The 24,167-nt window shown below is 42.4% G+C and carries 13 protein-coding genes; 8 read left to right on the top strand and 5 right to left on the bottom strand.

The annotated features are described in order from the left end of the window. Positions 1 to 39: 39 nt before the first annotated feature. Entirely contained in the window at positions 40 to 1,395 is a 1,356-nt protein-coding gene (rppB, locus tag NPUN_RS09020; RefSeq protein ID WP_012408458.1) for a two-component system sensor histidine kinase RppB, read from the top strand. Between the two features lie 554 nt (positions 1,396 to 1,949). On the opposite strand, the gene NPUN_RS09015 is transcribed toward rppB, so the two are convergent. The 3 genes from NPUN_RS09015 to NPUN_RS09005 form a co-directional block, all read right to left on the bottom strand. After that, positions 1,950 to 2,192, bottom strand: a complete 243-nt coding sequence (locus NPUN_RS09015) for a hypothetical protein (protein ID WP_041565285.1) — start codon at positions 2,190 to 2,192, stop codon at positions 1,950 to 1,952. 608 nt (positions 2,193 to 2,800) lie between these two features. After that, the gene (locus NPUN_RS09010) at positions 2,801 to 3,448 is read right to left on the bottom strand and encodes a response regulator transcription factor (protein WP_012408456.1); all 648 of its coding nucleotides are present in this window, start codon (positions 3,446 to 3,448) and stop codon (positions 2,801 to 2,803) included. 1 nt (position 3,449) lies between these two features. Next, positions 3,450 to 4,670 (bottom strand): sensor histidine kinase, encoded by a 1,221-nt coding sequence (locus NPUN_RS09005; RefSeq protein WP_041566022.1) that lies wholly within the window; start codon positions 4,668 to 4,670, stop codon positions 3,450 to 3,452. A gap of 350 nt (positions 4,671 to 5,020) precedes the next feature. On the opposite strand from NPUN_RS09005, the gene NPUN_RS09000 reads away from it, so the two are divergent. The 7 genes from NPUN_RS09000 to NPUN_RS08970 all read left to right on the top strand — a co-directional run bounded on the left by NPUN_RS09000 (position 5,021) and on the right by NPUN_RS08970 (position 16,616). Then, positions 5,021 to 5,392: a hypothetical protein gene (locus NPUN_RS09000; protein ID WP_012408454.1), complete on the top strand. Its 372-nt coding sequence runs from the start codon at positions 5,021 to 5,023 to the stop codon at positions 5,390 to 5,392. Between the two features lie 124 nt (positions 5,393 to 5,516). Beyond that, positions 5,517 to 6,797, top strand: coding sequence for a S41 family peptidase (locus NPUN_RS08995; protein WP_012408453.1), 1,281 nt, complete (start codon positions 5,517 to 5,519; stop codon positions 6,795 to 6,797). 39 nt (positions 6,798 to 6,836) lie between these two features. Next, positions 6,837 to 7,103 (top strand): hypothetical protein, encoded by a 267-nt coding sequence (locus NPUN_RS08990; RefSeq protein ID WP_012408452.1) that lies wholly within the window; start codon positions 6,837 to 6,839, stop codon positions 7,101 to 7,103. 286 nt (positions 7,104 to 7,389) lie between these two features. Then, positions 7,390 to 8,355, top strand: coding sequence for an RNA polymerase sigma factor, RpoD/SigA family (locus tag NPUN_RS08985; protein WP_012408451.1), 966 nt, complete (start codon positions 7,390 to 7,392; stop codon positions 8,353 to 8,355). Between the two features lie 241 nt (positions 8,356 to 8,596). Next, positions 8,597 to 10,174 (top strand): efflux RND transporter periplasmic adaptor subunit, encoded by a 1,578-nt coding sequence (locus tag NPUN_RS08980; protein ID WP_012408450.1) that lies wholly within the window; start codon positions 8,597 to 8,599, stop codon positions 10,172 to 10,174. Beyond that, complete coding sequence (locus tag NPUN_RS08975) at positions 10,171 to 13,275, top strand: efflux RND transporter permease subunit (protein WP_012408449.1); 3,105 nt, start codon at positions 10,171 to 10,173, stop codon at positions 13,273 to 13,275. The genes NPUN_RS08980 and NPUN_RS08975 overlap by 4 nt, the downstream gene beginning before the upstream one ends. A gap of 215 nt (positions 13,276 to 13,490) precedes the next feature. Next, complete coding sequence (locus NPUN_RS08970) at positions 13,491 to 16,616, top strand: efflux RND transporter permease subunit (protein WP_012408448.1); 3,126 nt, start codon at positions 13,491 to 13,493, stop codon at positions 16,614 to 16,616. Between the two features lie 163 nt (positions 16,617 to 16,779). Here NPUN_RS08970 and NPUN_RS08965 read toward each other — a convergent pair whose 3' ends face one another. Both NPUN_RS08965 and NPUN_RS08960 read right to left on the bottom strand, forming a co-directional pair. Then, positions 16,780 to 17,640: a hypothetical protein gene (locus NPUN_RS08965; protein ID WP_012408447.1), complete on the bottom strand. Its 861-nt coding sequence runs from the start codon at positions 17,638 to 17,640 to the stop codon at positions 16,780 to 16,782. A gap of 19 nt (positions 17,641 to 17,659) precedes the next feature. Further along, positions 17,660 to 24,022: an ATP-binding sensor histidine kinase gene (locus NPUN_RS08960; protein WP_012408446.1), complete on the bottom strand. Its 6,363-nt coding sequence runs from the start codon at positions 24,020 to 24,022 to the stop codon at positions 17,660 to 17,662. Positions 24,023 to 24,167: the final 145 nt, after the last annotated feature.

The following is a 24,167-nucleotide window of genomic DNA, read 5'->3' as shown; positions in this document are numbered from 1 at the left end:
TAACTTAGCGAAAATTAAAACAAGTAAGGTTCTAGAAATATGGAACGCAATCCAATTTTCCACCAAACTCGGTTCCGCCTAGCAGTTTGGTATAGCCTAGTAATGGGTGGGATTTTAGGGCTATCTGGTCTTGGTGTTTATAGTGTTGTTGCTCATGCCTATCATGAAACCATAGATCAGGGATTACAATCAGTAGCAAACGCACTTCATAAAGGTATTGAATCGGCTTGGCAGCAACCGGGACAATTACAAAGCCTTGCTAAAGAATTTTCTTTAGAATTATGTGTAGATCAAAAAAACTGTTTGCCTAAAACAGCAGTCATTAAACAATCAATAAAAGAGGCGAGTAATCAAGTTAATTACTATATAAGGTTATTGGATAGTTCGGGAAAAGTATTTGCAAGTACAGGTATACAATTTGATAAATTACCGATTATTTCATTATCACAACATTGGCAAATTATAACAGATTCTTCTGGCACTCGATACCGCCAAATCACTTTACCTGTGTATACTCAAAATCAGCTTTCGGGTTATCTACAAGTGGCGCGAAGCCTTACTGATTTAGACCAACATCTTGCTTATTTGAGATTAACTTTGGTGTTGGGGTTGCCAATTTCAATGATTTTTGTTGCTTTGTCTAGTTGGTGGTTGGCAGGAAGGGCAATGCAACCTGTATATTATTCTTACCAACAAATGCAACAATTTACTGCTGATGCGGCCCATGAGTTTCGTACACCTTTAGCAGCGATGCACTCTACGATTGAAGCTGCTATCAAGTTACAACAAGAACCAAAATCAAGTAACGGAATTTTGGATGTTCTCAAACGCCAAAATCGCCGTCTTTCACAATTAGTAGGAGATTTGTTGCTTTTAACGAAGATAGATCAAAAACAACTAACAGAAGAATATCATCCTTGCTGTTTGAACGATTTAATTAGCGACTTAGTTGAGGAACTAGCATTTTTAGCAATTGAGACGAAGGTAAGCCTCTCAAAGCAAGCGCTCTTTGCCAAAAAACTGTACGTTATGGGAAATGAAGAACAGCTTTATCGTTTAATTTCAAATTTAATTGTTAATGCAATTCAAGCAACGCCTAGCGGGGGAAAAGTTACAGTTTTTTTAGAAGATAGCGAACGCTACGCAGTTATTAAAGTTCAAGATACAGGAATTGGTATTGCTCTAGAACATCAAAAGCGAATTTTTGATCGCTTTTACCGAGTTGATAGCGATGCCTACGACGGGCTGCGCTTACGCTCTCGTAGCTCTGGCGGTTCGGGATTGGGATTAGCGATCGCTATTGCGATCGTCCAAGCACACAAAGGCAGTATTCATGTTCAAAGTCAACCAAAGCTGGGCAGTACATTTACAGTTCGACTTCCTCATAAAATATAAAGAGAATTATCTAACTACATTAGCTTCTATTTTGTAACTAGCTAAGGAATCACGCAGATGTTGAGAGGCGCTTGCTTTTGTTCGTTGGTAGATGCTACCGCTTCTGACACAGCCCACTAATCGAGCATTTCACTGCTTTGCACGATCTTTCCTCATTATGCTGTGATCGCACTTCTTCCTGGTGTACCCATTAGTGAGGTGCAACAATCAATAGACATCTTGCAAAAGGAACTTTTGCAAGATGTCGGGGAAAGGGTAAAGGGAAAGGGAAAATTCCATCCCTTTCCCGCACTTCTGCAAGAAGTCTAATACGTTCTTGATCGATAGAGACTTTAACGAATAAGCCAACAACTGAAGCGGCTTTTGAATTTTTTGATTGGCGTAATTTTAATTTGTACTGAATGATCCATAAACCACAAAAACTTTTTTGTAAAAGTGATAATTATTAACTCAAAAAATCTATTTTGAGGGACTTTATAATTCATGTTTAAAACAAATCTTTATCTAAAATAGACTAATAAATTAAGGAAATTTATTAGTCTATTTTAGATATATTAAACTCTTACATTTACATAACGAGCAGGAACTCTAACCTTAACCCACCTGTTACCGCGTCGTACTGTTTCCCAATGTGCAGGAATTAACTTTCGTTGATATCGGGCAACAATAGGTTTATGTACAACAGCAGCTCTATAGCCGTTGGGTCTAACAATAATTTCTGCTGCTGATGCTTGTGACGGTAAGGAGGAAATTGCAAATGGTAGAGCAAGTAATGTACCTAAGATAATACGTTTCATGTTCAAATCTCCATCAATAAATCTGCTTGACTTTTCTACAGTATTCCTCAATAATTTGCAACCATATTTCCTTACTAATCTTGAGGATTGTAGTAAGTTATATTTATTAAACAGTTTATTTGGTTTACTGTATTGCTCTAAGTTTAAAATACTAAATAAGAAGATACAGTGGAATAAAGTCATAAGTTAAATATGACTTTATTCATATTTTGAACTTTTAACAAAAAAGAGGTGTTTGTGAGCACCTCTTTTGCTGAGTATTTTTTATATTTTGATGTTTCTAGGAATAGGATGTGTTTTAAAACTCTTATATCCCCACAATAAATTGAAAGGCAAAAATATCTCAAAGTGCCCCATTTTATCGGGGGGTTTAGGGGGATATAAAAAGTACAGTTGTAAGCAATAGTAAATGTATATCTTGAAAATTGTCTGTAAATTATTCAGTCAATAGTCTTTTTTCTGATGCCAGCCATTTATGAGCAAGCCAAATTATTTAAGTAAGTTGGCACAATAAAATAAAACTATGTAAAGAAAAATAAATTAGGCTAAAACCCTTATACCTATTGCCTATTGCCTTATCCCAACAATAATTATTTACGCCCACTTACTTATTTCAGTCCACTAAACAATGAATGGGCAAACAAAGCGGCTTGAGTGCGATCGCGCAAACTCAACCGGCTCAGAATATTGGTAACATAATTTTTAACAGTGTTTTCTGAAAGAAACAGCGATTCAGCAATTTCACGGTTATTAGCTCCAGAAGCAATTAACCGCAACACATCTAATTCTCTGGGTGTGAGTTGCGCCAATTCTGGAGGGGGTTCCACAGATGGCACAGGTACGGGAATCGGTATGAGTGCTTTCTCAAACAATCCTGGGCCGAGTAGGGTTTGTCCCTTATAGACGGATCGAATTGCCAACATTAGTTCGTCAGGTTCGGTATCCTTGAGCAAATAGCCCTTTGCACCCACCCGCATCGCCTGGAAAACATACTCATCATCATCAAAGGTGGTCAGGACGAGAACCTTAACGTCAGGATATTGTTGAGCGATCGCTTTTGTTGTGGCAACTCCATCCATTACAGGCATTCGAACATCCATAAGCACGATATCAGGTTGCAGTGCGGGAATTTGTTCGAGTGCCCGTTGACCATTCTCCGCCTCACCGATTACCTGAATTTCTGCATTCGACTCAAGCATACTCTTAAGTCCCTGGCGAATCAGATGCTGATCGTCAACTAATAAAATCTGAATCATACTAAAACACCAATAGTTTTGATAGCGGCAAAGAAACAGAAATACAGCAACCTGTTCCTAGTTGACTTTGGAGATTTAACTGAGCGCCTAGTGCAACCGCGCGTTCTCGCATCCCTTGTAGTCCAAACCCGGTTGTATTTTGAGTGGGGTTAAATCCTTTTCCATTATCTTCGATTGACAGATGAATCATCCCAGTGCGAGCCAGTAGTCGAACGGTGACACTTGTCGCCTGAGCGTGTTTGCAAATATTTGTCAGCGATTCTTGCACAATACGGTATAAGGCCGTGTTTATTTCTGTTGGTAAAGTGTGCGGCACGTCAATTTTACAGGATGGTTCGATACCTGTGGTTTGGTGAAAATCTGTCAGCAGCTTTTCAATAGCTGATTGGAGAGATTGCCCTTGCAAAGGATTTGAACGTAAAAGAGAAAGCGATCGCCGAATTTCTAGCAGCGCCTCAGCCCCCAATTCCTTTGCCTGTTTGAGAAATGTTAATGCTTTATCATTATTTGATTCCCAGAACAACAGGGTGTTATTAATCTGAATCGTTTGGGCAACTAGAGTGTGTCCTAACCCATCATGAATTTCGCGGGCAATTCGGTTGCGTTCCTGCAAGGTTGCCTGATCTTCAATCCGTAGCGCATACTGACACAGTTGTTGATTGGTGATCTCTAATTGCAGATGGGCAATTTCTAACTGCTCTCGACTTTGACGCTCTGCAAGCAGGGCATTGATTAACAATAAAGCGAATACTAACGTTAAGCTAAACAATAATATATTACTTAATCGCCAATCTAAAGACATGGCGATCAGCTTTTCTCTCATAAACTTATCAGCTACAATCGGTCTTGATAAAACCAGTGTTCCATAACTAAGCAGAGATAAACCCAAGACAAGCAACTGTCCCGATCGCTTAAATATTAGACAACTCCGCATCACCAGTACCAGACACAGCAAGAAAACGGAGCGACTAGATAAGCTATGTTGAGTTGTTGGCAGCAAAATTAAAACAAATTCCAGGGCTGTATAAAATAATTTCGTTTCCAGCTTCACCATCGGTAGTCTCAAACCCATCAAGCTGAAAGTTGCGATCGCGACAACTCGTACCAGCAACGACCAGGAAAACTCAAACGGCAGCAAAACTTCCATAAACAATGCCGTGGCTAATAACAGCCACTCTAGATAAAGCAACAGACGAAACGATGGGTAGGTCAAGAGAACCATAGAACTGTTCCAACTCAATGGTCTTTGTAACAAAACCATAGGTATTTTCACAATTTTAGAATGAAACTCTTCTTCCTATATAACGAATCTGTCTTTAGCATGAATAGAGCCGTTCCGACTGATTAAACATTCCTAAATTAGGAAAAAAGTCACAATAACTTAAGTACTTTTTTACTGGTCAGGTTAGGAATTCTAGCTCATGCACAAATTTATCCCAACTTTTAAGATTAGCTGGTGTAAGTCAAAAAACTTTTGAATAAGAGACAAGGGTGATATTCGCTCGATAAACAAGCCAACCAAACTGTATTGAGAACACTCATATTACATAACAACAAAAACCAGAAAACTAAATGATTAAAAAACAGATAATTTTACCAACTCTTTTATTTGCAACTATCCTCATTACAGGGATGACAGGTTGCAGCAGTTCTAAGTCTCCCGATGTGTCTCAAGGGGACAACTCTGGGACAAAGGTATCTGATACCAACACTTCTGCACCAAGCTCTCCTGGAGCGAATACGCCAGAACGCGCCCAGAAGCGCGAAGCAATTCGCCAGCAAGTTGAGGCAGTTCTGACCCCAGATCAGGTCAAGGAATTGTCAGCAAAATTGCAACAAGGTGAAAAAATGCGTAAAGCAGTGTTCAGTTTGAATCTCACGGCTGAACAAAAGACTAAAATTCAGGATATTTTTAAAGCTGCCTATCCCCGCCGTCAAGGATAATCTCAAGATAATTCCTAGTAGTTTTATCAAACAGAATTCAGGGCGGACTAAACCCTAGCTATCCGCTAACAGGAACCATAATTCCGAATGAATTCTATCTGTATTATTCTTTAATAGTTAAAGTATGTTCAAGCAAAAATCGATCGTCAGGATAGAACTCGCCGTTATTGCCGCAATCCTGGCAGGAACTAGTCTCTACACTTCTGAAGTTCTAGGTAAAACTCAAGCTAGCCCTCAAAAACTAGTGGATGAGGTGTGGCAAATCCTAGATAAAAATTATGTTGATAGCAATTTTAACCATCAAGATTGGAAAGCAATTCGACAGCAGTATCTTAGCCGATCTTATAGTTCTAAGAAAGAGGCTTATGGCGCAATTCAAGAAATGGTGTCTAAATTAGGCGATCGCTACACCGAGTTTTACGACCCCCAGGAATTTAAAGCCCTAAATAGCGATATTTCTGGCAACCTCAGTGGTGTAGGGCTGGAACTGGCAGAAAATGAAAAGACTAAAGCTTTAACTGTTGTTGCTCCAATTGAAGGAACGCCTGCTTTTAAAGCGGGTATTTTGCCGGGTGATTTAATTGTCCAGATTAACGGTCAAATCACTCAAGGAATGAAAATAGAGGATGCCGTTAAGCGGATTGTGGGCCCAGTGGGAACCGAAGTAGTACTCACGATTAAACGGGGTAGCCAATCCCAAACTTTCAAGCTTACCCGTGCAAATATTGCTATCCACCCTGTAACTTACAACACCCAAACGACGGCAGCGGGTAAGATTGGTTATATTCGTTTACCAGAGTTTACGCAGACTGCACCCGCCCAGATGCATCGGGCAATTGAAGCACTAGAAAAACAACAGGTGCAAGGTTACGTTTTGGATCTGCGTTCCGATCCAGGTGGACTGCTGGATGCGAGTTTGCAAATTGCCAGTATGTGGTTAAAACAAGGAGCAATCGTGTCTTTGGTAAATCGAGATCGAGTTAAAGATAGTTACAATGCGTCGGGACATCCTCTCACCAACAAACCCTTAGTGATACTGGTCGATAAAGGATCTGCCAGCGCCAGCGAAATTCTGTCAGGAGCGCTGCAAGATGATAATCGCGCCACGTTAGTAGGGACTCGCACTTTCGGGAAAGGTTTAGTTCAAGCTGTAGAGCCACTGGACGATGGTTCGGGGTTGAAACTAACGATCGCCAAATACTACACACCAAAAGGTCGAGATATCAATCATGTTGGCATTGCACCAGATATTACCGTGGAGTTAAGCGAGGCACAACAGAAAGCATTAGTAGAAAACCGAACCTTGGGGACATTAGCCGATCCTCAGTATGCTAGCGCCGTTGCTGACTTGGGCAAATTGATTCAGTCTGGGGCCAATCGTGTGAGTTTGCAGGGTGAGAAATAAGTACACGGATACTTTTGACAATATCTACTATGCTCCCAGATGCTACCTGTAGACAAGCTTTTAGATAATTTCAAGAATGAATATGAATGGGTGCAAGTGCAGCCAGAATGCTCATTAGCCACCTATTTGCACCGACAACAAATTTTACTTGTCATCAATAATATGGAAGAAATCCTGGAGGGATTTTCCAGACTTTACAATCGCATCCTGGAGATCAGCCGTTTTATTCTCGCGATCGTTAAGTTGTCATTTCTTCTGGCATTATCGATTTACAAAGGGAGTTTCCCGATATCAGCCTACCTGTAATTGTTTTTCTAGCAATTTGGGTGTTGATTGCTCTTTTGGAACTAGTGCTTGATACCTAGGTTTTTATAAAAATCTTTATGGTTCTTCAAGTCACTATCTGCGATTTTTTCCTAATCAAAAATATCCTAATTAATAGGCAGAGACTAACTATTGGACTCATGTTTATTTGATTTTTGAAAATATTCAATATAGCTCAAAGAGCCTTCTTAAATATTGCCTTTTGCCTCTTGCTTCTTTCCTATTACCTGCCTCAGCAAACAATTTAGAAATCAAATCTGATTGCTATATGAGTAACTTAACATTCTCAGATACTAAAGCTAGTAACACAAACAAAGCTACAACTGATACAGTCCGTGCTTATCTTAAAGAAATTGGCAGGATACCTCTGTTAACCCAGGAGCAAGAAATTATTTTTGCCCAAGAAGTTCAGCAACTGATGACAATACTTGCTGAATCAGAAAAACTGACTATTGAATTAAAGCGTACACCCACGCTGTCAGAATGGGCTAACCAGATGCAGTTAAGCGAACAGGAACTACTTCAGCAGCTAAATCAAGGGAAAAAAGCCAAACATAAAATGATAACGGCTAATCTCCGGCTGGTGGTATCAATTGCCAAGCAATATCAGAGACGTAACTTAGAACTGATGGACTTAATTCAAGAAGGTACATTAGGTTTGGAAAGAGGGGTTGAAAAATTCAATCCGGCTCTAGGATATAGGTTTTCAACCTACGCTTACTGGTGGATTCGTCAAGGAATTACCAGAGCGATCGCCCAGCAAGGACGCGCGATTCGATTACCCATTCACATCAATGAAAAATTAAACAAAATTAAGCGTGTTCAGCGAGAGCTATCTCAAACACTAGGTCGGATTCCCACCAGTACGGAAATTGCTAATGCACTTTCTTTAAAACCTAGTCAGATTCGAGAATTTCTGCTTTTGGCTACTCGAACTATCTCTCTTGATATTCGAGTTAGCTCAGAAAAAGATTTAAGATTACAAGATTTAATAGAAGATTATAAATATTCTTCTAACAGCTATATCACAGAGGAATCTCTCAATCAAGAGGTTAACAGTTTATTGTCAAATTTGTCTCGCCAACAACAAGAAATATTAAATTTGCACTTTGGATTGACAGATGGAGAAGAACTTTCTCTACAACAGATTGGTCAGCGTTTGGGTATTAGTCGAGAACGAGTCCGGCAGATAGAAAAACAAGCTCTTAAACTTTTACAGCAGCAGTTAAGTTAAGTATTGAAAAAGAATTCAGAAGGCAGAATTAAGAATTCAAAATAAATTATTACGAAATAACGTAGACACGTTCGCGTAGCGTCTCGTAGAGAAGTGGCTTGCCGCAGGCTACCGCAGAGGCGCAGAGGACACGGAGAAATGGGAGTTTGAGAGATATTTTGCTTAAGTCCTATCATACTGAATTCTGGCTTCTGACTCCTGAATTCTGTTTTTAATAAACTAAAATCCAGTGGAGGTTCTGATGAACCATGAAATTACTAGTGAGAGTTTGACTGAAAACGAGAACAGTATAGAGCCGAAGTTACCGCGATCGCCAAAAAAGAAAAAGATTCGTTTGGTAATTTTGGGCGTGCTGTTGCTAGCTGGGTTGGATTTTTTTGGTATCCATGCGGGTGCAGCCAAGTCAGACAAAGCTGAAAAATCTGGGCGCAATAAACAGCAAGTTACACCTGTAACCGTGGCAATGGTGACACAAAAAACGGTTCCGGTGCAATTGCAGGCGATCGGGAATGTGCAATCGGGTTCTACGGTATCGATTACGCCCGAAGCTAGCGGACGGATTATTGGGGTTTATTTTAAGAAAGGTCAAGATGTGAAAAAGGGACAACTTTTGTTTACCCTAGATGACCGATCGCAAACTGCTGCAATCCAGCAAGCTCAAGGTACTGTAGCAAAAGACCAAGCCTCGGTACAACAAGCCAGAGATGCATTAACTAGAGATTTGGGTCAGGTAGACCAAGCTAGAGCCACTTTAGTCAAAGACCAAGCTTTGGTGCGACAAGCTCAGGCGAATTTAGCTAAAGATCGAGCGCAAGCAGAATTTGCTCAGGGACAGAGCGATCGCTATAGTGCATTGTACAAAAAGGGCGCGATTAGTTTAGATCAAGCACAGCAATACGTTTCTAACAGCAAATCGGCTACAGCAACTCTGCAAGCAGATCGAGAAGCGATCGCTAATGCTGAAGCAGTTTTGAAAAGCGATCGCGTGGCGCTGACTAATGCTGGAGCAGTTGTCCAAGGCGATCGAGCTGCGATCGCGAATGCTCAAGCCGTTGTCCGTTCCGATCGGGGAGCATTAGACAATACCAAAGTGCAATTATCTTACGCCAAAATTTATGCGCCGATTGATGGCCGCGCTGGCAATATTCTGGTGACTCAGGGCAATGTGGTGCAAGCTAACAGTACGACTCCGCTTGTTACCCTAACCCAAATTCGCCCGATTCAAGTTGCTTTTTCCATTCCCGAAACAAATCTGCCCCAGGTACAAAAGTATATGCAGAATGGCAGGCTGAAGGTAGATGTGACGTTCCCCAACGATCAAGCTCATCCCGCACCAGGTGTTTTGACTTTTGTCAATAATACGGTCGATAACACCACAGGGACAATTCAACTGATTGGCGACTTCGACAACGCTCAGGGACACTTGTTTCCTGGTCAATTTGTGAACACAACGCTAACGCTGACTGAACAACCGAATGCAACGGTTGTCCCCAGCCAAGCCGTGCAGAATGGTCCGGATGGCCAGTTTGTGTTTGTAGTTAAGCCAGACATGACGGTGGAAAATGTGCCAGTTACAATTAGCAGCACCATTGATGGACTAGATGTGGTTCAAAAAGGGCCGCAACCAGGCGATAAAATTGTCACCGATGGTCAAGCGAATCTTATTTCGGGTAGCAAAATCCGCATTAAAACAAGCGGCAATGACTCAAATGGAAATTCCTCGAAGTCAAGAAGAGGGGCAGGGGGCACACTTCGACTGCGCTCAGTGACCAAGGAGCAAGGGGGAGAATCCCCGAAGTCAGGCGGGGGTGAATCATGAACCTTTCGGAACCATTTATCCGTCGTCCGATCATGACGACTCTGGTGATGACGGCAATTTTGATTTTCGGTTTTATGAGTTATCGCTTGCTGCCAATCAGCGATTTACCCAGTGTGGATTATCCCACAATTCAGGTAAGCGCCTCCCGACCGGGAGCTAGCCCGGAAACAATGGCAGCATCGGTTGCTCGTCCTTTAGAGAAGCAATTTTCCAGTATTGCTGGACTCGATTCGCTCAATTCAACTAGCACTCTGGGACAGACTCAAATTACACTGCAATTCAACTTGAGTCGCAACATTGATGATGCAGCGCAGGATGTAGAAGCAGCCATATCAGGAGCATCGGGGCAAATTGCCACGGATTTACCCAATCCTCCCACCTACAGTAAGGTTAACCCCGCAGATCAACCGATTCTTTACCTTTACTTAGACTCTCCCACACTGCCGCTTTCCCAGGTAGATAATTATGCCGAGACTTATCTGGCGCAAAAGTTATCTACAATCAATGGGGTAGCACAGGTAGCTGTCTACGGTTCCCAAAAGTATGCGGCTCGAATTCAACTCGATCCGCAGCAATTGGCAGCACGGCAAATTGGACTGGATCAGGTGGCGACGGCAATTCAACAGGGTAACGTCAATTTACCTACTGGCAGTCTTTCGGGAAATCATAAGAATTTTACAGTTCAGACTAACGGGCAACTTGAAGATGCGGCTGCTTATCGGCAGTTGATTGTCTCTTATAAAGATGGAATGCCCATCTATCTCAATCAACTGGGCAGGATTATTGACAGTGTAGAAAATGACAAAGTAGCAAGCTGGTACAACAATACCCGCGCCATTATTCTCACCATTCAAAGACAGCCAGGAACCAATACGGTACAAGTTGTAGACACGATTAAGAATTTGCTGCCAAAGTTACGAGAGCAGATTCCGGCATCCGTGGAAATTGGGATTCTCTATGATGCGTCTCAGTCAATTCGAGATTCAGTGGATGATGTCAGATTTACCTTGATTTTGACGATCGCTCTAGTTATCTTAGTAATTTTCATCTTTTTGCGGAACCTCTCGGCCACAGTGATTCCTAGTTTGGCATTACCCGTTTCGCTGATTGGCACTTTTGCAGTGATGTATTTGCTGCACTACTCACTAGATAACCTGTCGCTGATGGCGTTGACCCTTTCTGTGGGTTTCGTAGTAGATGATGCGATCGTCATGCTAGAAAATATCGTCCGTCATATCGAAATGGGGGAACGTCCGTTAGAAGCGGCGTTGAATGGGTCGAGAGAAATTGGTTTCACAATTCTGTCAATGACCCTTTCCTTAGTTGCAGTCTTCATCCCCATGTTGTTCATGAGTGAAGTACTAGGGCGATTATTTCATGAATTTGCTGTGACGATCGCAGTTGCAATTCTGGTATCTGGTTTTGTGTCTTTGACTCTGACTCCGATGTTATGCAGCCGTTTTCTGCGTCCTGTGGATCATGCTAATCAAAGTCGGTTATACCAAGCTTCCGAATATGTCTTCGATCGCTTCCTCGGTTTGTACGATTGGAGTCTCAAAAAAGTCTTAAAATATCACCGCACCACGATGATTTTATCTGTCTTTTTATTGGCGGTGACAGTTGGGTTGTTGGTGATAGTTCCCAAGGGCTTTATTCCTAGCGAAGATACCGGACAAATTACAGGTATTACCCAAGCAGCCGAAGATGCGTCCTTCGATAATCTTGTCCAACATCAGCAGACAGTTGCTAACCTGATTCGCCAAGACCCAAATGTAGATGCAGTCAACTCCAATATCGGGGCGGGAGCCAGTGCTAGTGGCGGTGGGGCAGCAGTTGCAGCCAATTCTGGGAGTTTGTTTATTCGGTTAAAACCGCGATCGCAGCGCCAACTTGGTGCTGACGAAATTGTGCAAAATTTGCGAACCAAACTCGCCACTGTTCCAGGCATCCAAGTATTCTTACAAAATCCCCCAGCGATTCCCATTGGCGCTCAACAAAGCACAGGACTTTATCAAGTTGCACTCCAGAGTTCTGATGTCAAACTCTTACAGGAGTATGTTCCCCAACTTGTTACCAAGATGAAGGATATGACAGAACTCCAGGATGTCAACAGCGATTTACAGTTTGCTTCCCAAATTCAAATTGACATTGACCGCGATAAAGCCTCAACTTATGGGATTACCGCCGAGCAAATCGAAAATACCCTCAGAAGTGCTTACGGTTCCTACCAAGTGTCAACCATCTATGCAGCGACCAATGAGTATCAAGTGATTTTGGAATTAGCACCGCAGTATCAGGAGGATATCAACGCACTTTTGACATTGTATATTAACTCCAGCACAGGAGTGGCAGTTCCTTTGAAGACATTCGCCAAACTATCTCAGGGAGTCAGCCCGTTAATGGTCAATCATAACGGTCGGATGAACGCCGCCACCATTTCCTTTAACCTCGCCCCCGGTGTGTCCTTGGGAAATGCCAACGAAGAGATTCAAAAACTGATCGATCGGGTAATTCCTGCCAGCATTAGCACCAGCTTTCAGGGTGCAAGCCAGGTATTTCAAAGTTCACTGCCGAGTTTGGGTTTATTGTTAGCGATCGCCATCCTCGTAATTTATCTGATTTTGGGTATTCTCTATGAGGATTTCATTCACCCAATTACGATTCTTTCCGGTTTGCCTTCAGCAGGTTTTGGGGCATTATTAACGCTGATAATATTTCATGTCGAACTAAATGTTTATTCCTTTATCGGCATAATTCTCTTAGTGGGCATTGTGAAGAAAAACGGCATCATGATGGTAGATTTTGCAATTGTTGCCCAGCGAGAAGAATTGAAAAAACCGTCTGAGGCAATCTATCAAGCCTGCTTAGTGCGCTTCCGTCCGATTATGATGACGACGATGGCAGCATTAATGGGAACCTTGCCCATAGCGATCGGATTTGGGGCTGGTTCCGAATCCCGCCGTCCTCTAGGGATTGCAGTTGTGGGCGGACTGGTGTTTTCTCAGATATTGACCTTGTATTTAACGCCTGTGTTCTATATATATATGGAATCATGGCGGAAGAAGCTTAATCAAGTTAAGTTGCGACGGGTATTTTCATAGGCGAGCGATCGTGATATTCAATTTTTTTAGACGAACCGCAGAGACGCAGAGGACACAGAGACGAGAATCAAGAGAGTTTTTTACAGCTATATGTGTTATGAGCCAACTTAGAGTTAAGCATTTCTTTCTTCTCTCAGTGCCTTCTGCGCCTCTGTGGTTCGTTTAAAAAAAATGACTTTGACAAAGAGTTAAGGCTTAACTCAATAACAAAACCCATGAACCTTTCAGAACTCTTCATCCGTCGTCCAGTCATGACCACTTTGGTAATGATGGGTATCCTCATCTTCGGTCTCATGAGTTATCTGCTATTACCCATTAGTGCCCTACCCAATGTTGAATATCCTTTTATATCTGTCTCCGCTAGTCTCCCTGGTGCCACCCCGGAAACAATGGCATCTTCAGTCGCCGCACCCCTAGAAAGACAGTTTACCGAAATTGCCGGACTCAATTCATTCAATTCCACCAGTTCCACAGGCAGCACTAACATCTCCCTACAATTTGACTTTAGCCGCCGAGTGGAAGATGCCGCAAAAGATGTACAGGCAGCCATCTCAGCCGCCGCCGGACAACTACCAGCCGGAATGCCTCACCCGCCCACTTACCGTAAAGTCAACCCCTCTGTCTCACCAGTTCTCTACCTCTATATGTATTCGGAGACACAGCCAATCTCGACAGTAGATGAATACGCAGAGGTAACAGTTGGTCAGCCAATTTCGATGATTAATGGTGTTGCTCAGGTACAGGTTTTTGGTCAACAGCAATATGCAGTCCGCGTCCAGCTTGACCCGCGAGAGTTGGCATCGCGGGGAATTGGTCTAACTCAGGTAAAAACTGCAATTCAACAAGGAAATGTCAACTTGCCAACCGGCAGTCTCTCTGGCACTTACAAAAGTTATACGATTCAGGCGAACGGTCAACTCACCGATGCTGCCAGCTATCGCCAGCTAATTGTAACTTACAAGAATGGTGCTACCGTGCGGCTCCAAGATTTGGGGCAGATAATTGACAGCGAACAAAATGTCAAAGTCTCGAATTTATATAGCGATCGCAAGGTGACAAACCGTCATTCTGTTGTTCTCGCTGTGCAGCCGCAACCAGGTGCTAACACGGTAAATATTGTTGATGCCATCCAGGAACTTTTACCTACACTCCGCGAACAAGTTCCCAAATCCATTGAGATGGGGATTATGTACGATCGCTCCCAAACCATCCGAGCCTCTGTCAACGATGTGAAATTTACCTTGGTTCTTTCGGTTTGTCTAGTTGTCTTGGTGATTTTCTTATTTTTACGTGATATAACAGCTACCCTAATTCCCAGTTTGGCGCTACCTGTAGCGATTATTGGCACTTTTGCTGTAATGTATCTGTCGGGTTTCTCCCTAGACAACCTTTCACTCATGGCGTTGACCCTCTCCGTGGGCTTTGTCGTGGATGATGCGATCGTTGTGTTGGAAAATATCGTCCGTTATCGAGAAATGGGCGAATCTCCCCTAAATGCGGCATTGAAGGGATCGAGGGAAATCAGCTTCACCATTTTGTCAATGACCCTTTCCCTAGTGGCGGTGTTCATCCCGATTATGTTCATGAGTGGAATAATCGGGAAATTATTTCATGAATTTGCCGTGACGATCGCAGTGGCAATTTTGGTTTCGGGTTTTGTTTCCCTCAGTCTCACCCCCATGTTATGCAGTCGTTTCTTAAGTTCATCTCATCAGCAAAGACCAAATCGGCTGTATCGAGTTTCAGAACGGGCATTTGATTTACTACTGCGGGGATATGATTGGACGCTCAAGCCTGTCTTAAAATACCGCTTGATGACACTGATTGGTTCTGGCATTCTGCTGGTAATGACCGTCTATTTGTTCGTCATCGTTCCCAAAGGATTTATTCCTACAGAAGACACCGGACAACTGATGGCGAACACCAAAGGAGCGCAAGATATTTCTTTTGATGATATGCGGCATCACCAGCAAAAGGTTGTTGATCTCATTCGTCAAGACCCTAACATTGAAGCAGTTGATTCCATTGTGGGTGCAAGTGGCCCGAATGCGTCGGTCAACTCTGGGCGAATTACAATTCGGCTCAAGCCGCGTTCTCAACGTAAATTGAGCGCCGACGAAATTATTCAAGAGTTAACCCCCAAGTTGAGACGTGTAGTTGGGGTTAAGACATTCCTCCGTTCTCCACCAGCTATTCCCATCGGTGGACAACAAACCAATTCTACTTATCAGTTCACCTTGCAGAGTTTAAATCTGCAAGACTTGCGCCAATACGTTCCTAAACTTGTAGATAAAGTCAAAACCCTACCAGGACTCCAGAACGTTGACAGTGATTTACAACTCAGCACTCCTCAAATCCAAGTCAAATTTGACCACAACAAAGCTGCAACCCTTGGCATTACCGCTCAACAAGTTGAACAAACCCTCAGTACCGCTTATGGTTCCAGTCAGGTGTCAACTATTTATACCCCAAATGACCAATTTTATGTAATCTTGGAAGTAAAACCGGAGTTTCAACGAGATTCTACCGCCCTATCGATGCTCTATGTGCAATCGAGTACTGGGAAACTTGTTCCGCTAAGTGCGATCGCTAATATCACTCAAAACGTCGGTCCTCTAACCGTTACTCACGTTGCTCAACTCCCCTCTGCAACTATCTCTTTTGACACCCTCGCAGGAACGTCTCTAAGTCAGGCTACAGATGCTATCAAGCAAGCAGCGAGTGAGGTACTACCCTCAACAATTACCACCAGCTTTCAGGGTTCAGCCCAAACCTTTCAACAGTCTTTCAATGATTTAGGCGTGTTGTTGTTGGTGTCTATTTTAGTAATCTATCTGATTCTCGGTATTCTCTATGAGGATTTCATTCACCCGATTACCATTCTTTCCGGTTTACCTTCGGCGGGTTTTGGCGCATTATTGACGCTACTGATTTTCCAGGTAGATTTAAACCTTTACTCTTTCATCGGCATAATTCTCTTGGTGGGTATCGTCAAGAAAAATGGGATTATGTTGGTGGATTTTGCTATTGAAGCGCAAAGAAAGGAAGGGAAAAATTCCTTTGATACTATCTATGCCGCTTGCTTGATTCGCTTCCGCCCGATTATGATGACGACGATGGCAGCTTTAATTGGCACACTTCCCATTGCTCTGGGGACAGGAGTCGGTTCAGAAGCGCGTCGTCCTTTGGGGATTGCGATCGTTGGTGGATTGCTGTTTTCTCAGATATTGACTCTCTATCTAACTCCAGTGTTTTACATTTACATGGAGGCATTGCGGAAAAAGCTTAGTATACAACCTAAGAAAGCTGAAAAAAAGCATCTGCCAGCAGTTAAAAGTTAACGATAGTTTTTGATAAAACTGGAACAACTTTTTAGAGTCCTTATATGGCTACGCGACGCTGCGCGAACAGAAATCAAAGACGCTCGATAGCGCAGCGTTAGCGACGCAGGAGCGTCTGACTCGCTACCGCTTCGCTATCGGATTGCTATAGAATTTATAACTTTTACTTGCAATAATTTTCTGCTGAGGATATAGACTCAACTTTTAGAGGAGCATTTTCTCTAATAATAAATTCACTCAAGCCTACATTTACTGGTCTGCTTGGATCAATTTTTCCCCAGTCGCTGTGTTTTCCCCAATCATAAGTGTATCCAAGTTTAGTCCACGGATAATAATTAGCCATTAATTGCTTTAAAAACCAAGATTTATATTCATTAGTAATTAATATAAATCCACTTAACTCTGGAAAATTTACTTCTGCTTCATGGTCAGTAATTTCCGGATCTGGAGTAGGTATAAATAAATCTTTTTTGTCTACCCATATTTGTACAACCTTACGCTTGTTGATTTTTTCACTAGCTTCTGGAGGTATTCCCAACAATTGATTTATTCTGTAAGGTATAGTTATTTTTTTTCGTTCAGTCATAGAAAATGGTTTACAAAAATCTTGTAACTCTGGTGCAACTGTTACCCAAATATCTTGTGTTGCTGTTACAAAATCTTTACCGATTTTATCGTCATATCCATTCCATCCTGTCCAAGTTGCTACTAATAGACGGCTCTTAATTTTGTCATCTTCCCATTTAATTTTTCTGTTATCTTTAATTATTGCTGTCAAATCTTTCCATATTTGATGAAATTCGGCATTTCTCGTATTGGCAAGTGCATGGCAGTATGATTTTGCTTCAGGGTATTTCGTTTCAGGGTATTGTCTATAACAATTAAAATCTGTGTTTTCTGTATTGATTGGTTCTGCACTATTATCTGTTGAATAGGCTGGAGATGAATGAGAGACAAATACATCAGTGAAGATAAAAAATATCAACGATATGATGCTTAAATTGACAAACTTGGTTTTTTTCATACAGTATAGGAAATAAAAATTATACTGGAATTTCAATAATGAATTCTGTACCCTGACCCAGAACCGAGTTACAAATCAATTTACCGTTGTGAGTTTCTTCAACAATTTGCCGAGCGATCGCCAACCCCAAACCCGTACCTTTACCGACAGTTTTTGTCGTAAATAAATGGTTGAAAATCTTTGATTTTACTTCTTCGCTCATCCCTTTCCCATTATCAGCAATGGCAATTTTAACTAGATGATTTTCGACTGAGGTTGTAATTATAATTTGGTTAGGAATTTCTTGAATCTCTGCCAAACTCCGCTCAAGAGTGGACTCATCTAAAGCATCAATCGCATTTGCTAAAATATTCATAAACACCTGATTGAGTTGCCCTGGGAAACATTCAATTTGAGGTAAATTACCGTAGTTGGTGACAACTTCAATGGCAGGGCGTAGTTCATTAGCCTTTAGACGATGTTTCAAAATTAAAATTGTGCTATCAATACCTTGGTGGATATTGAAAGGCACTTTGTAGTCTTGATCTGCACGAGAGAAAGTTCTTAAACTGGTGCTGATTTTTTTTAACCTGTCGCACGCCATAGACATTGAATCAATCATCTTTGGCAAGTCTTCTAAGCTATAATCTAAGTCAATTTCGACCGCATGATCTTTGATTTGATCGTTCTTGTTGGGTAAAGTTTCTTGATAGAGTTTCAAGTGTTCGATAATATCAGCAATAGTGGGTTTAGCTTGTTTGAGACTGGCAGCAATAAAACCGAGGGGATTATTCATTTCGTGAGCGACACCAGCAACTAAGTTACCCAGTGCAGACATCTTTTCACTTTGAACTATTTGTAATTGGGCGTTTTGTAAATCATTTAGCGCTTGTTGCAAATCAAGTGATTTTTGCTGTAAAGTAAGTTCTGCCTGTTTGCGTAAGCGAAGCTCGTTGTAAACATCGCTAATATCTCGCATCACAATTACTGCACCAAGTTTGTTGCCCAAAAAATCGACGATCGCTTGTCCGCTTGCTAACAAAATTCTCTTAGAACCATGCTTCGGTGCAATTACGATTTCTGCATTTTCAACTATTTCCCCTTGCAAGGCGCGAAACAAAGGAATTTCTGTTGTTGATAGGGGTGTTTGACCGTCAGGTTGATAGAGATCGAAGTGTTCTGCCCATTGCTCTGGTGGCAATGATTCTACTGGTAAGCCATGAAACTCACGAGTTGCGTTATTGAATAAGATCAAATTTCCATTAGGGTCACAAACAACAATCCCATCTGTAATATTTTGAATAATGGCATTCAAGAACTCTCGTTCTTTGGCTAGAGATGCTTCGGCCTGTTTGCGTAAGCAAAGCTCGTCGTAGACATCGCTAATATCAATTACCACCCCATCCCATAAGATTGCGCCATCGGCTTGTCGCTCTGGCCGAGCCGCAGATTGAATCCATTTTATGGTTCCTGAAGGCAGGATGATGCGCCATTCTTGCTCAAATGGTGTCAGAGTTTTGGCAGAGTAAGCGATCGCTTTTGCAATAGCTGGTTGATCGTCAGGATGATTCATAGCGTAAAGGCTGTGTATCCCTGCCATCACTAACTCTGGCTCTAAGCCATACAAGTCCAAACAGCCAGAGCTAACGTAGGGTGTTGAAATAGAACCGTCGGCCGCCAAACGGAATTGGTATACCATACCAGGAATATTATTCGCCAAATTTTGGAAGCGGATTTCACTAGCCTGTAATTTTGCTAGAGATTGCGTCAACTGTTGAGCATAGTTTTGGGAATTTTGATAAAGTCGCGCATTCACCAAAGAAATTGCCGCTTGAGCGCAAAGCAAGTTCAGCAGTTCGACGCGATCGCTTGTAAAGGCTCCATTTGTCAGATTATTTTCCAGATACAATATGCCCAGCAACTTCCCTTGATGTAATATCGGGCTGCACAAGATGCTTTTGGGCTGCTGTTGCTGAATATAAGGATCGTTGATGAACTGAGGATGCACTGTGGCATCAATAATTACCGTTGGTTTTAAGCTGCGTTTGACGGTATTAATTAAGCCAACTGGCACATCCTGAGAGTCTTCAATGGGCTGTGGATTCAGCAACCTTGGGTAAAAATCAATATGGGTAATTCCCTTGTTCTCTATAGATACGATACCAAGAGAAAGCTGTGCTAACGCCTGAATTAGCAAACGCCCTGATTCTAAAAGCATGAACACACACTTATCTGCTCCGGCATTTTCAATGACGATATGCAGCAATACTGAAAGCAGTTTTTCTAGTTCGATTTCGCCAGATAGGGTTTGGGAAGCTTTGAGAATGCTAGCTAAATCTAGAGCAACAGAAATGCTGCTACTACTGGAATTGGCAGAACTGGTGCAGGTGACACTCCCCAAGGCAAAGATAGTTTCGTTAGTTGAGAGAGGAGAAGGACTTTGCTGAAGAATGGGGGCAAGTAATTGGGGATAGCGTTTTTCTAGATCGACGACTTTGGTTTTCGCACCCCAACGAGCATAACCATAGTAGGCTTGAGTCATGTATGACTGAGCAATCTGCTCTTTGCCCCAGTCGAGGTAGAATTTGGCGGCTAATTCATTGGCTAGTGCTTCTTCTTGAATATAGCCTTGTTCTTTGGCTCCAATGATGGCGCGATCGTAACATTCAATTGCTTCTGCCCGATTGCCCAAAACTCGATAACGCTCGGCTTCCACCAAATCAAATTTGTGTCGAAAATTTATTGGCGCATGGGTAGCCCAGTAGTTAAGTTTTTCTTGGTTAGCAGTAATGCATTCTTTCATTTGCTGCTGTTCTAGGGCTGAGAGTTGCTCAAACCATGCTAGTTGAGCTAAAGAATCATAGAAATGAAAGATAGGTACATATAAAAAAGCAATAATAGCGTCTAAATATTGTCTCGCTTGCCTAGCTTGTTCTACGGCTTGTTCAAACTCGGAAAACAAATACGATACAACCAGTTTGTTAATCCACAGCAATGCTAATCCGGTGCGATCGCCTGCTGCTTCATGTAATGGAAGTTGATGCTGTTCATTGTAGGCTGTACCGCTCAACACCACAACATCATCCGCTTCTCCCATTAAATTCAGCAAAATTTGTCGAATTAATTGGGAATAGTTCAGAGCTAGATTTTGCTTGAGGTGCTTGAGCGCTTCACAATAATCAGCAACTTCCGGCTCTAGCTGTGTTAAATTCTGTCCTGAAAAATAGGAGTAAAAACCGTAATTATACGCAGAGTAACCCGCAAAAGCCAAATCGCCTACATCTAAACAACTACAATAGGCTGTCTGCAAGGGTTGTAATAACTCCCGCAGATGGATTTTCCAATGCCTTGTGTATAAGTAGACTAGTAATAAAGTTTTCCCTTTCAATTCGGAATTTTGATAGCGCGATCGCAGGTCGAGGGCTAACTGACCGAATTCATAACCTAATTCGACGTTTTTGAATACACCGCACATCAATATTCCATAAGAGGCATAGCTAAAGGTCGAGGTTGATTCATTACCATAGACGACAGATAAATAAACCTTTTTTAAAATCACCAGTAAATACAACTGTGGCTGGAACAGATAAGCGCAAGGTGCTACTGATGTCAAAATTCGAGCTGCTGCCAGGATGTTTGCATCCCTCGCATCGCTGAGGTTGAGCAACTCGGCAGGGAATCGCTCTCCAATTACATCTAAGACGGTACTAAAGGCCACTGCCACATCTTCCTGGGTAGGCACTGTGGGTAGTTCCACTCCCAATTGCTTTAAAATGGTAAGTGCTGCTGCGATCGCTTCGGCAAAATAACCCTGAGCAGTGAATACTTCAATCTTCACCTCATAGACGCTGATTTTATCTAATGGAGTTTTGGCGTGATTTAAGACAAGATGAGCATTGGCTGCCATCTGTTCTAAATCACCGCTCAGATAGGCAGCTTCTGTGGCAACTTGATGGAGTGCTAGGGTTAACTCATACTGATGCTGCCAACTGTTTTGGGCGAGTAGCCCAATGCCCACTTGGGCATATTTGCAGGCGGCAGTGTAAGCAATCGCTGCCTTGGCTTTGCGGCTTGCCATCAGGTTAAATTGCGCTAATGCTTGACGTTCTGCGGGTTGGGCAATCAATTCAGCCGCAACGTTAAGTTGACTGACAATTTCAAAAATGCGTTCTTCCCGGTTGCTTTCGGGGGTATTACTCAGAAGTAACTGGCCAATTTTTAGATGAGTTGCCTGTTTTTGCTCCTCTGGGATGAGAGAATATGCTGCTTGTTGGACGCGATCGTGCAGAAATGTGTAAACACAGGAACCAGAATCCAGAATCCCCAAGTCAGAAGAATCTCTTATTGCTTCTGACTCTTGATAAAACTTATAGATATCACAATGTGGTAAAACTAACCCTTCTTGCAACGCTTTCCACAAAACTGCTGCTGTTTGGGTTGGAGACTGTTCAAAAACGATCGCCAATGTCGCCAAATCAAATTGATTACCGATACAGGCTGCCAATTTCAGAATTTCCTGAGTTTCGAGCGGCAACTTTTGTAGTTGAATTGCCATAAACTCAACGACATCATCCGTTAAAGAAAGCGATGTCTGAAGACAAGCTGCCGTGCGTCTGGGTACTTGCACCAGATCGCACTGCCACAAACCTGTATCCCAATCAAAGGTAATTCGTCCATCTTCATGTAATGCCTTGAGAAACTGGATTGTAAAAAACGGATTACCTTTGGCTTTTTGATAAACTAGCTCGGTTAACGGCAGGGCAACTTCTGTTGAATAACTCAATGTATCGGCAATCAAACGATTCACATCTGTTTGATTCAAAGGAGCTAATGTAATGGTGCTGACGGTGGCTCCCTTCTCAATCTCTTCCAGGGCCACCATTAACGGATGAGCCGCAAACACTTCATTATCACGGTATGCGCCAATAATTAACAGATAACCCTTTAAGGTTTCACCCATTAACAGCCTTATTAAATTGAGAGATGCCAAATTTGCCCACTGTAAATCATCGAGGAACACTACTAACGGATGCTCTCTTGTAGCGAATACCTGAATAAATTTGACAAACAGCAGATTGAAGCGGTTCTGTGCAGCACTACCCGATAATTCTGGTACTGGCGGTTGCGTGCCAATAATCCGTTCTAATTCTGGAATCACTTCAATTATCACCTGTCCACTTTCAGAGATTGCAGACAGAATTTTTTTTCGCCACTGTTCCAGCTGAGTGTCGCTTTCAGTGAGCAACTGTCCCATCAAATCCCGGAAAGCTTGTACAAAAGCAGACAGGGGAATATTGCGGTTGAACTGGTCATACTTTCCTTTGATGAAGTAGCCGTTCCAGCGAACGATAACCTTATGCACTTCATTCACCACGGCAGTTTTACCAATGCCAGAGAAGCCAGCCACCAGCATCAGTTCCACTGCACCATTGGCAACCCGCCCAAATACCTCCAGTAAGCATTCTATTTCCTGCTCCCGTCCGTAGAGTTTTTCAGGAATGAGAAAGCGATCGCTGATATCGCGCTGTCCTAAATCAAACCAAGTGTGTTTGCCTGTTTCTTGCCATTGTTCTAAACAGAACACTAAGTCATGCTTGAGTCCCATCGCACTTTGGTAGCGGTCTTCGGCATTCTTTGCCATCAACTTGCAAATAATCTCTCCCAACATCAAGGGGATTTCCGGGTTGAGATTACAGATAGAGTCAGGCTGTTTGGCGATATGACAATGTAACAACTCCATCGGATCGTGAGATGTAAAAGGCAGTTGTCCACTCAGTAGTTCAAAGAAAGTCACACCTAATGAATAAAAGTCGCTGCGGTAGTCAATGCCTCGGTTCATCCGTCCAGTTTGCTCTGGCGACAAATACGCTAGGGTTCCCTCCAGTCCGTTGGGACTTTGAATTTCCTGGGTTTCTCGTGGTAGCAGCGAGGCAATACTGAAGTCGATTAGCTTAATTTTTTTGGTTTCAGGATGAATCAGGATATTAGCTGGCTTGACATCTTTGTGAATGACGCGCTGTTGATGCAACTGGTGTAAAGTGTCTATTAGTTGCAAGGCAATGGGTAGGAATTCCTCTAAGCTCAGTGGTCGTCTTTGGGTAAATTGCCGCAAGGAGATGCCACCAAAGTCTTCCATAACTAGGGCATAGCCATTGTGATGGGGTTCTAGGCTGTAAGGTTTAATGATACTGGGAATATCTAGGTTTTTAGCGATCGCATATTGGTTGCGAAACTGTACTAATTCGCTAAAACTTGGATATTCTCGTTTTAAGAGCTTGATGACGACTGGTTGGCGATCGCATTCTCGTATTGCCCGATACACTTGAGTCCGAGAACCAGAATAGAGTTGCTCTATAATTTGGTAGCCAGCGATCCTTACAGTTCCATCAACTTTTGCACTCATAAATTTTTACCAGAATTCCTTGTCTAACGCTAGAATTCCCCAGACAGTATCTTCCTTAAATTATATTTTACATTAGTATCAAAAAGAACTATAGTTTATTGGGTATTGGGCATTAGGATAAGTTTTTGATACTCGTGAAGGAGTC

Source organism: Nostoc punctiforme PCC 73102 (genome assembly GCF_000020025.1).
GTDB lineage: Bacteria > Cyanobacteriota > Cyanobacteriia > Cyanobacteriales > Nostocaceae > Nostoc > Nostoc punctiforme.
Note: the sequence above shows the minus strand (reverse complement) of the source record. Positions and strands in the feature narration are given on the sequence as shown.

What these genes read in the sequence shown, in the direction of transcription:
- NPUN_RS08960 (WP_012408446.1), bottom strand. Translation starts at nt 24,022, where the DNA reads ATGAGTGCAAAAGTTGATGGAACTGTAAGGATCGCTGGCTACCAAATT.
- NPUN_RS08975 (WP_012408449.1), top strand. Translation starts at nt 10,171, where the DNA reads ATGAACCTTTCGGAACCATTTATCCGTCGTCCGATCATGACGACTCTG.
- NPUN_RS08995 (WP_012408453.1), top strand. Translation starts at nt 5,517, where the DNA reads ATGTTCAAGCAAAAATCGATCGTCAGGATAGAACTCGCCGTTATTGCC.
- NPUN_RS09010 (WP_012408456.1), bottom strand. Translation starts at nt 3,448, where the DNA reads ATGATTCAGATTTTATTAGTTGACGATCAGCATCTGATTCGCCAGGGA.
- NPUN_RS08990 (WP_012408452.1), top strand. Translation starts at nt 6,837, where the DNA reads ATGCTACCTGTAGACAAGCTTTTAGATAATTTCAAGAATGAATATGAA.
- NPUN_RS09015 (WP_041565285.1), bottom strand. Translation starts at nt 2,192, where the DNA reads ATGAAACGTATTATCTTAGGTACATTACTTGCTCTACCATTTGCAATT.
- NPUN_RS09000 (WP_012408454.1), top strand. Translation starts at nt 5,021, where the DNA reads ATGATTAAAAAACAGATAATTTTACCAACTCTTTTATTTGCAACTATC.
- NPUN_RS09005 (WP_041566022.1), bottom strand. Translation starts at nt 4,670, where the DNA reads ATGGTTCTCTTGACCTACCCATCGTTTCGTCTGTTGCTTTATCTAGAG.
- rppB (WP_012408458.1), top strand. Translation starts at nt 40, where the DNA reads ATGGAACGCAATCCAATTTTCCACCAAACTCGGTTCCGCCTAGCAGTT.
- NPUN_RS08965 (WP_012408447.1), bottom strand. Translation starts at nt 17,640, where the DNA reads ATGAAAAAAACCAAGTTTGTCAATTTAAGCATCATATCGTTGATATTT.
- NPUN_RS08970 (WP_012408448.1), top strand. Translation starts at nt 13,491, where the DNA reads ATGAACCTTTCAGAACTCTTCATCCGTCGTCCAGTCATGACCACTTTG.
- NPUN_RS08980 (WP_012408450.1), top strand. Translation starts at nt 8,597, where the DNA reads ATGAACCATGAAATTACTAGTGAGAGTTTGACTGAAAACGAGAACAGT.
- NPUN_RS08985 (WP_012408451.1), top strand. Translation starts at nt 7,390, where the DNA reads ATGAGTAACTTAACATTCTCAGATACTAAAGCTAGTAACACAAACAAA.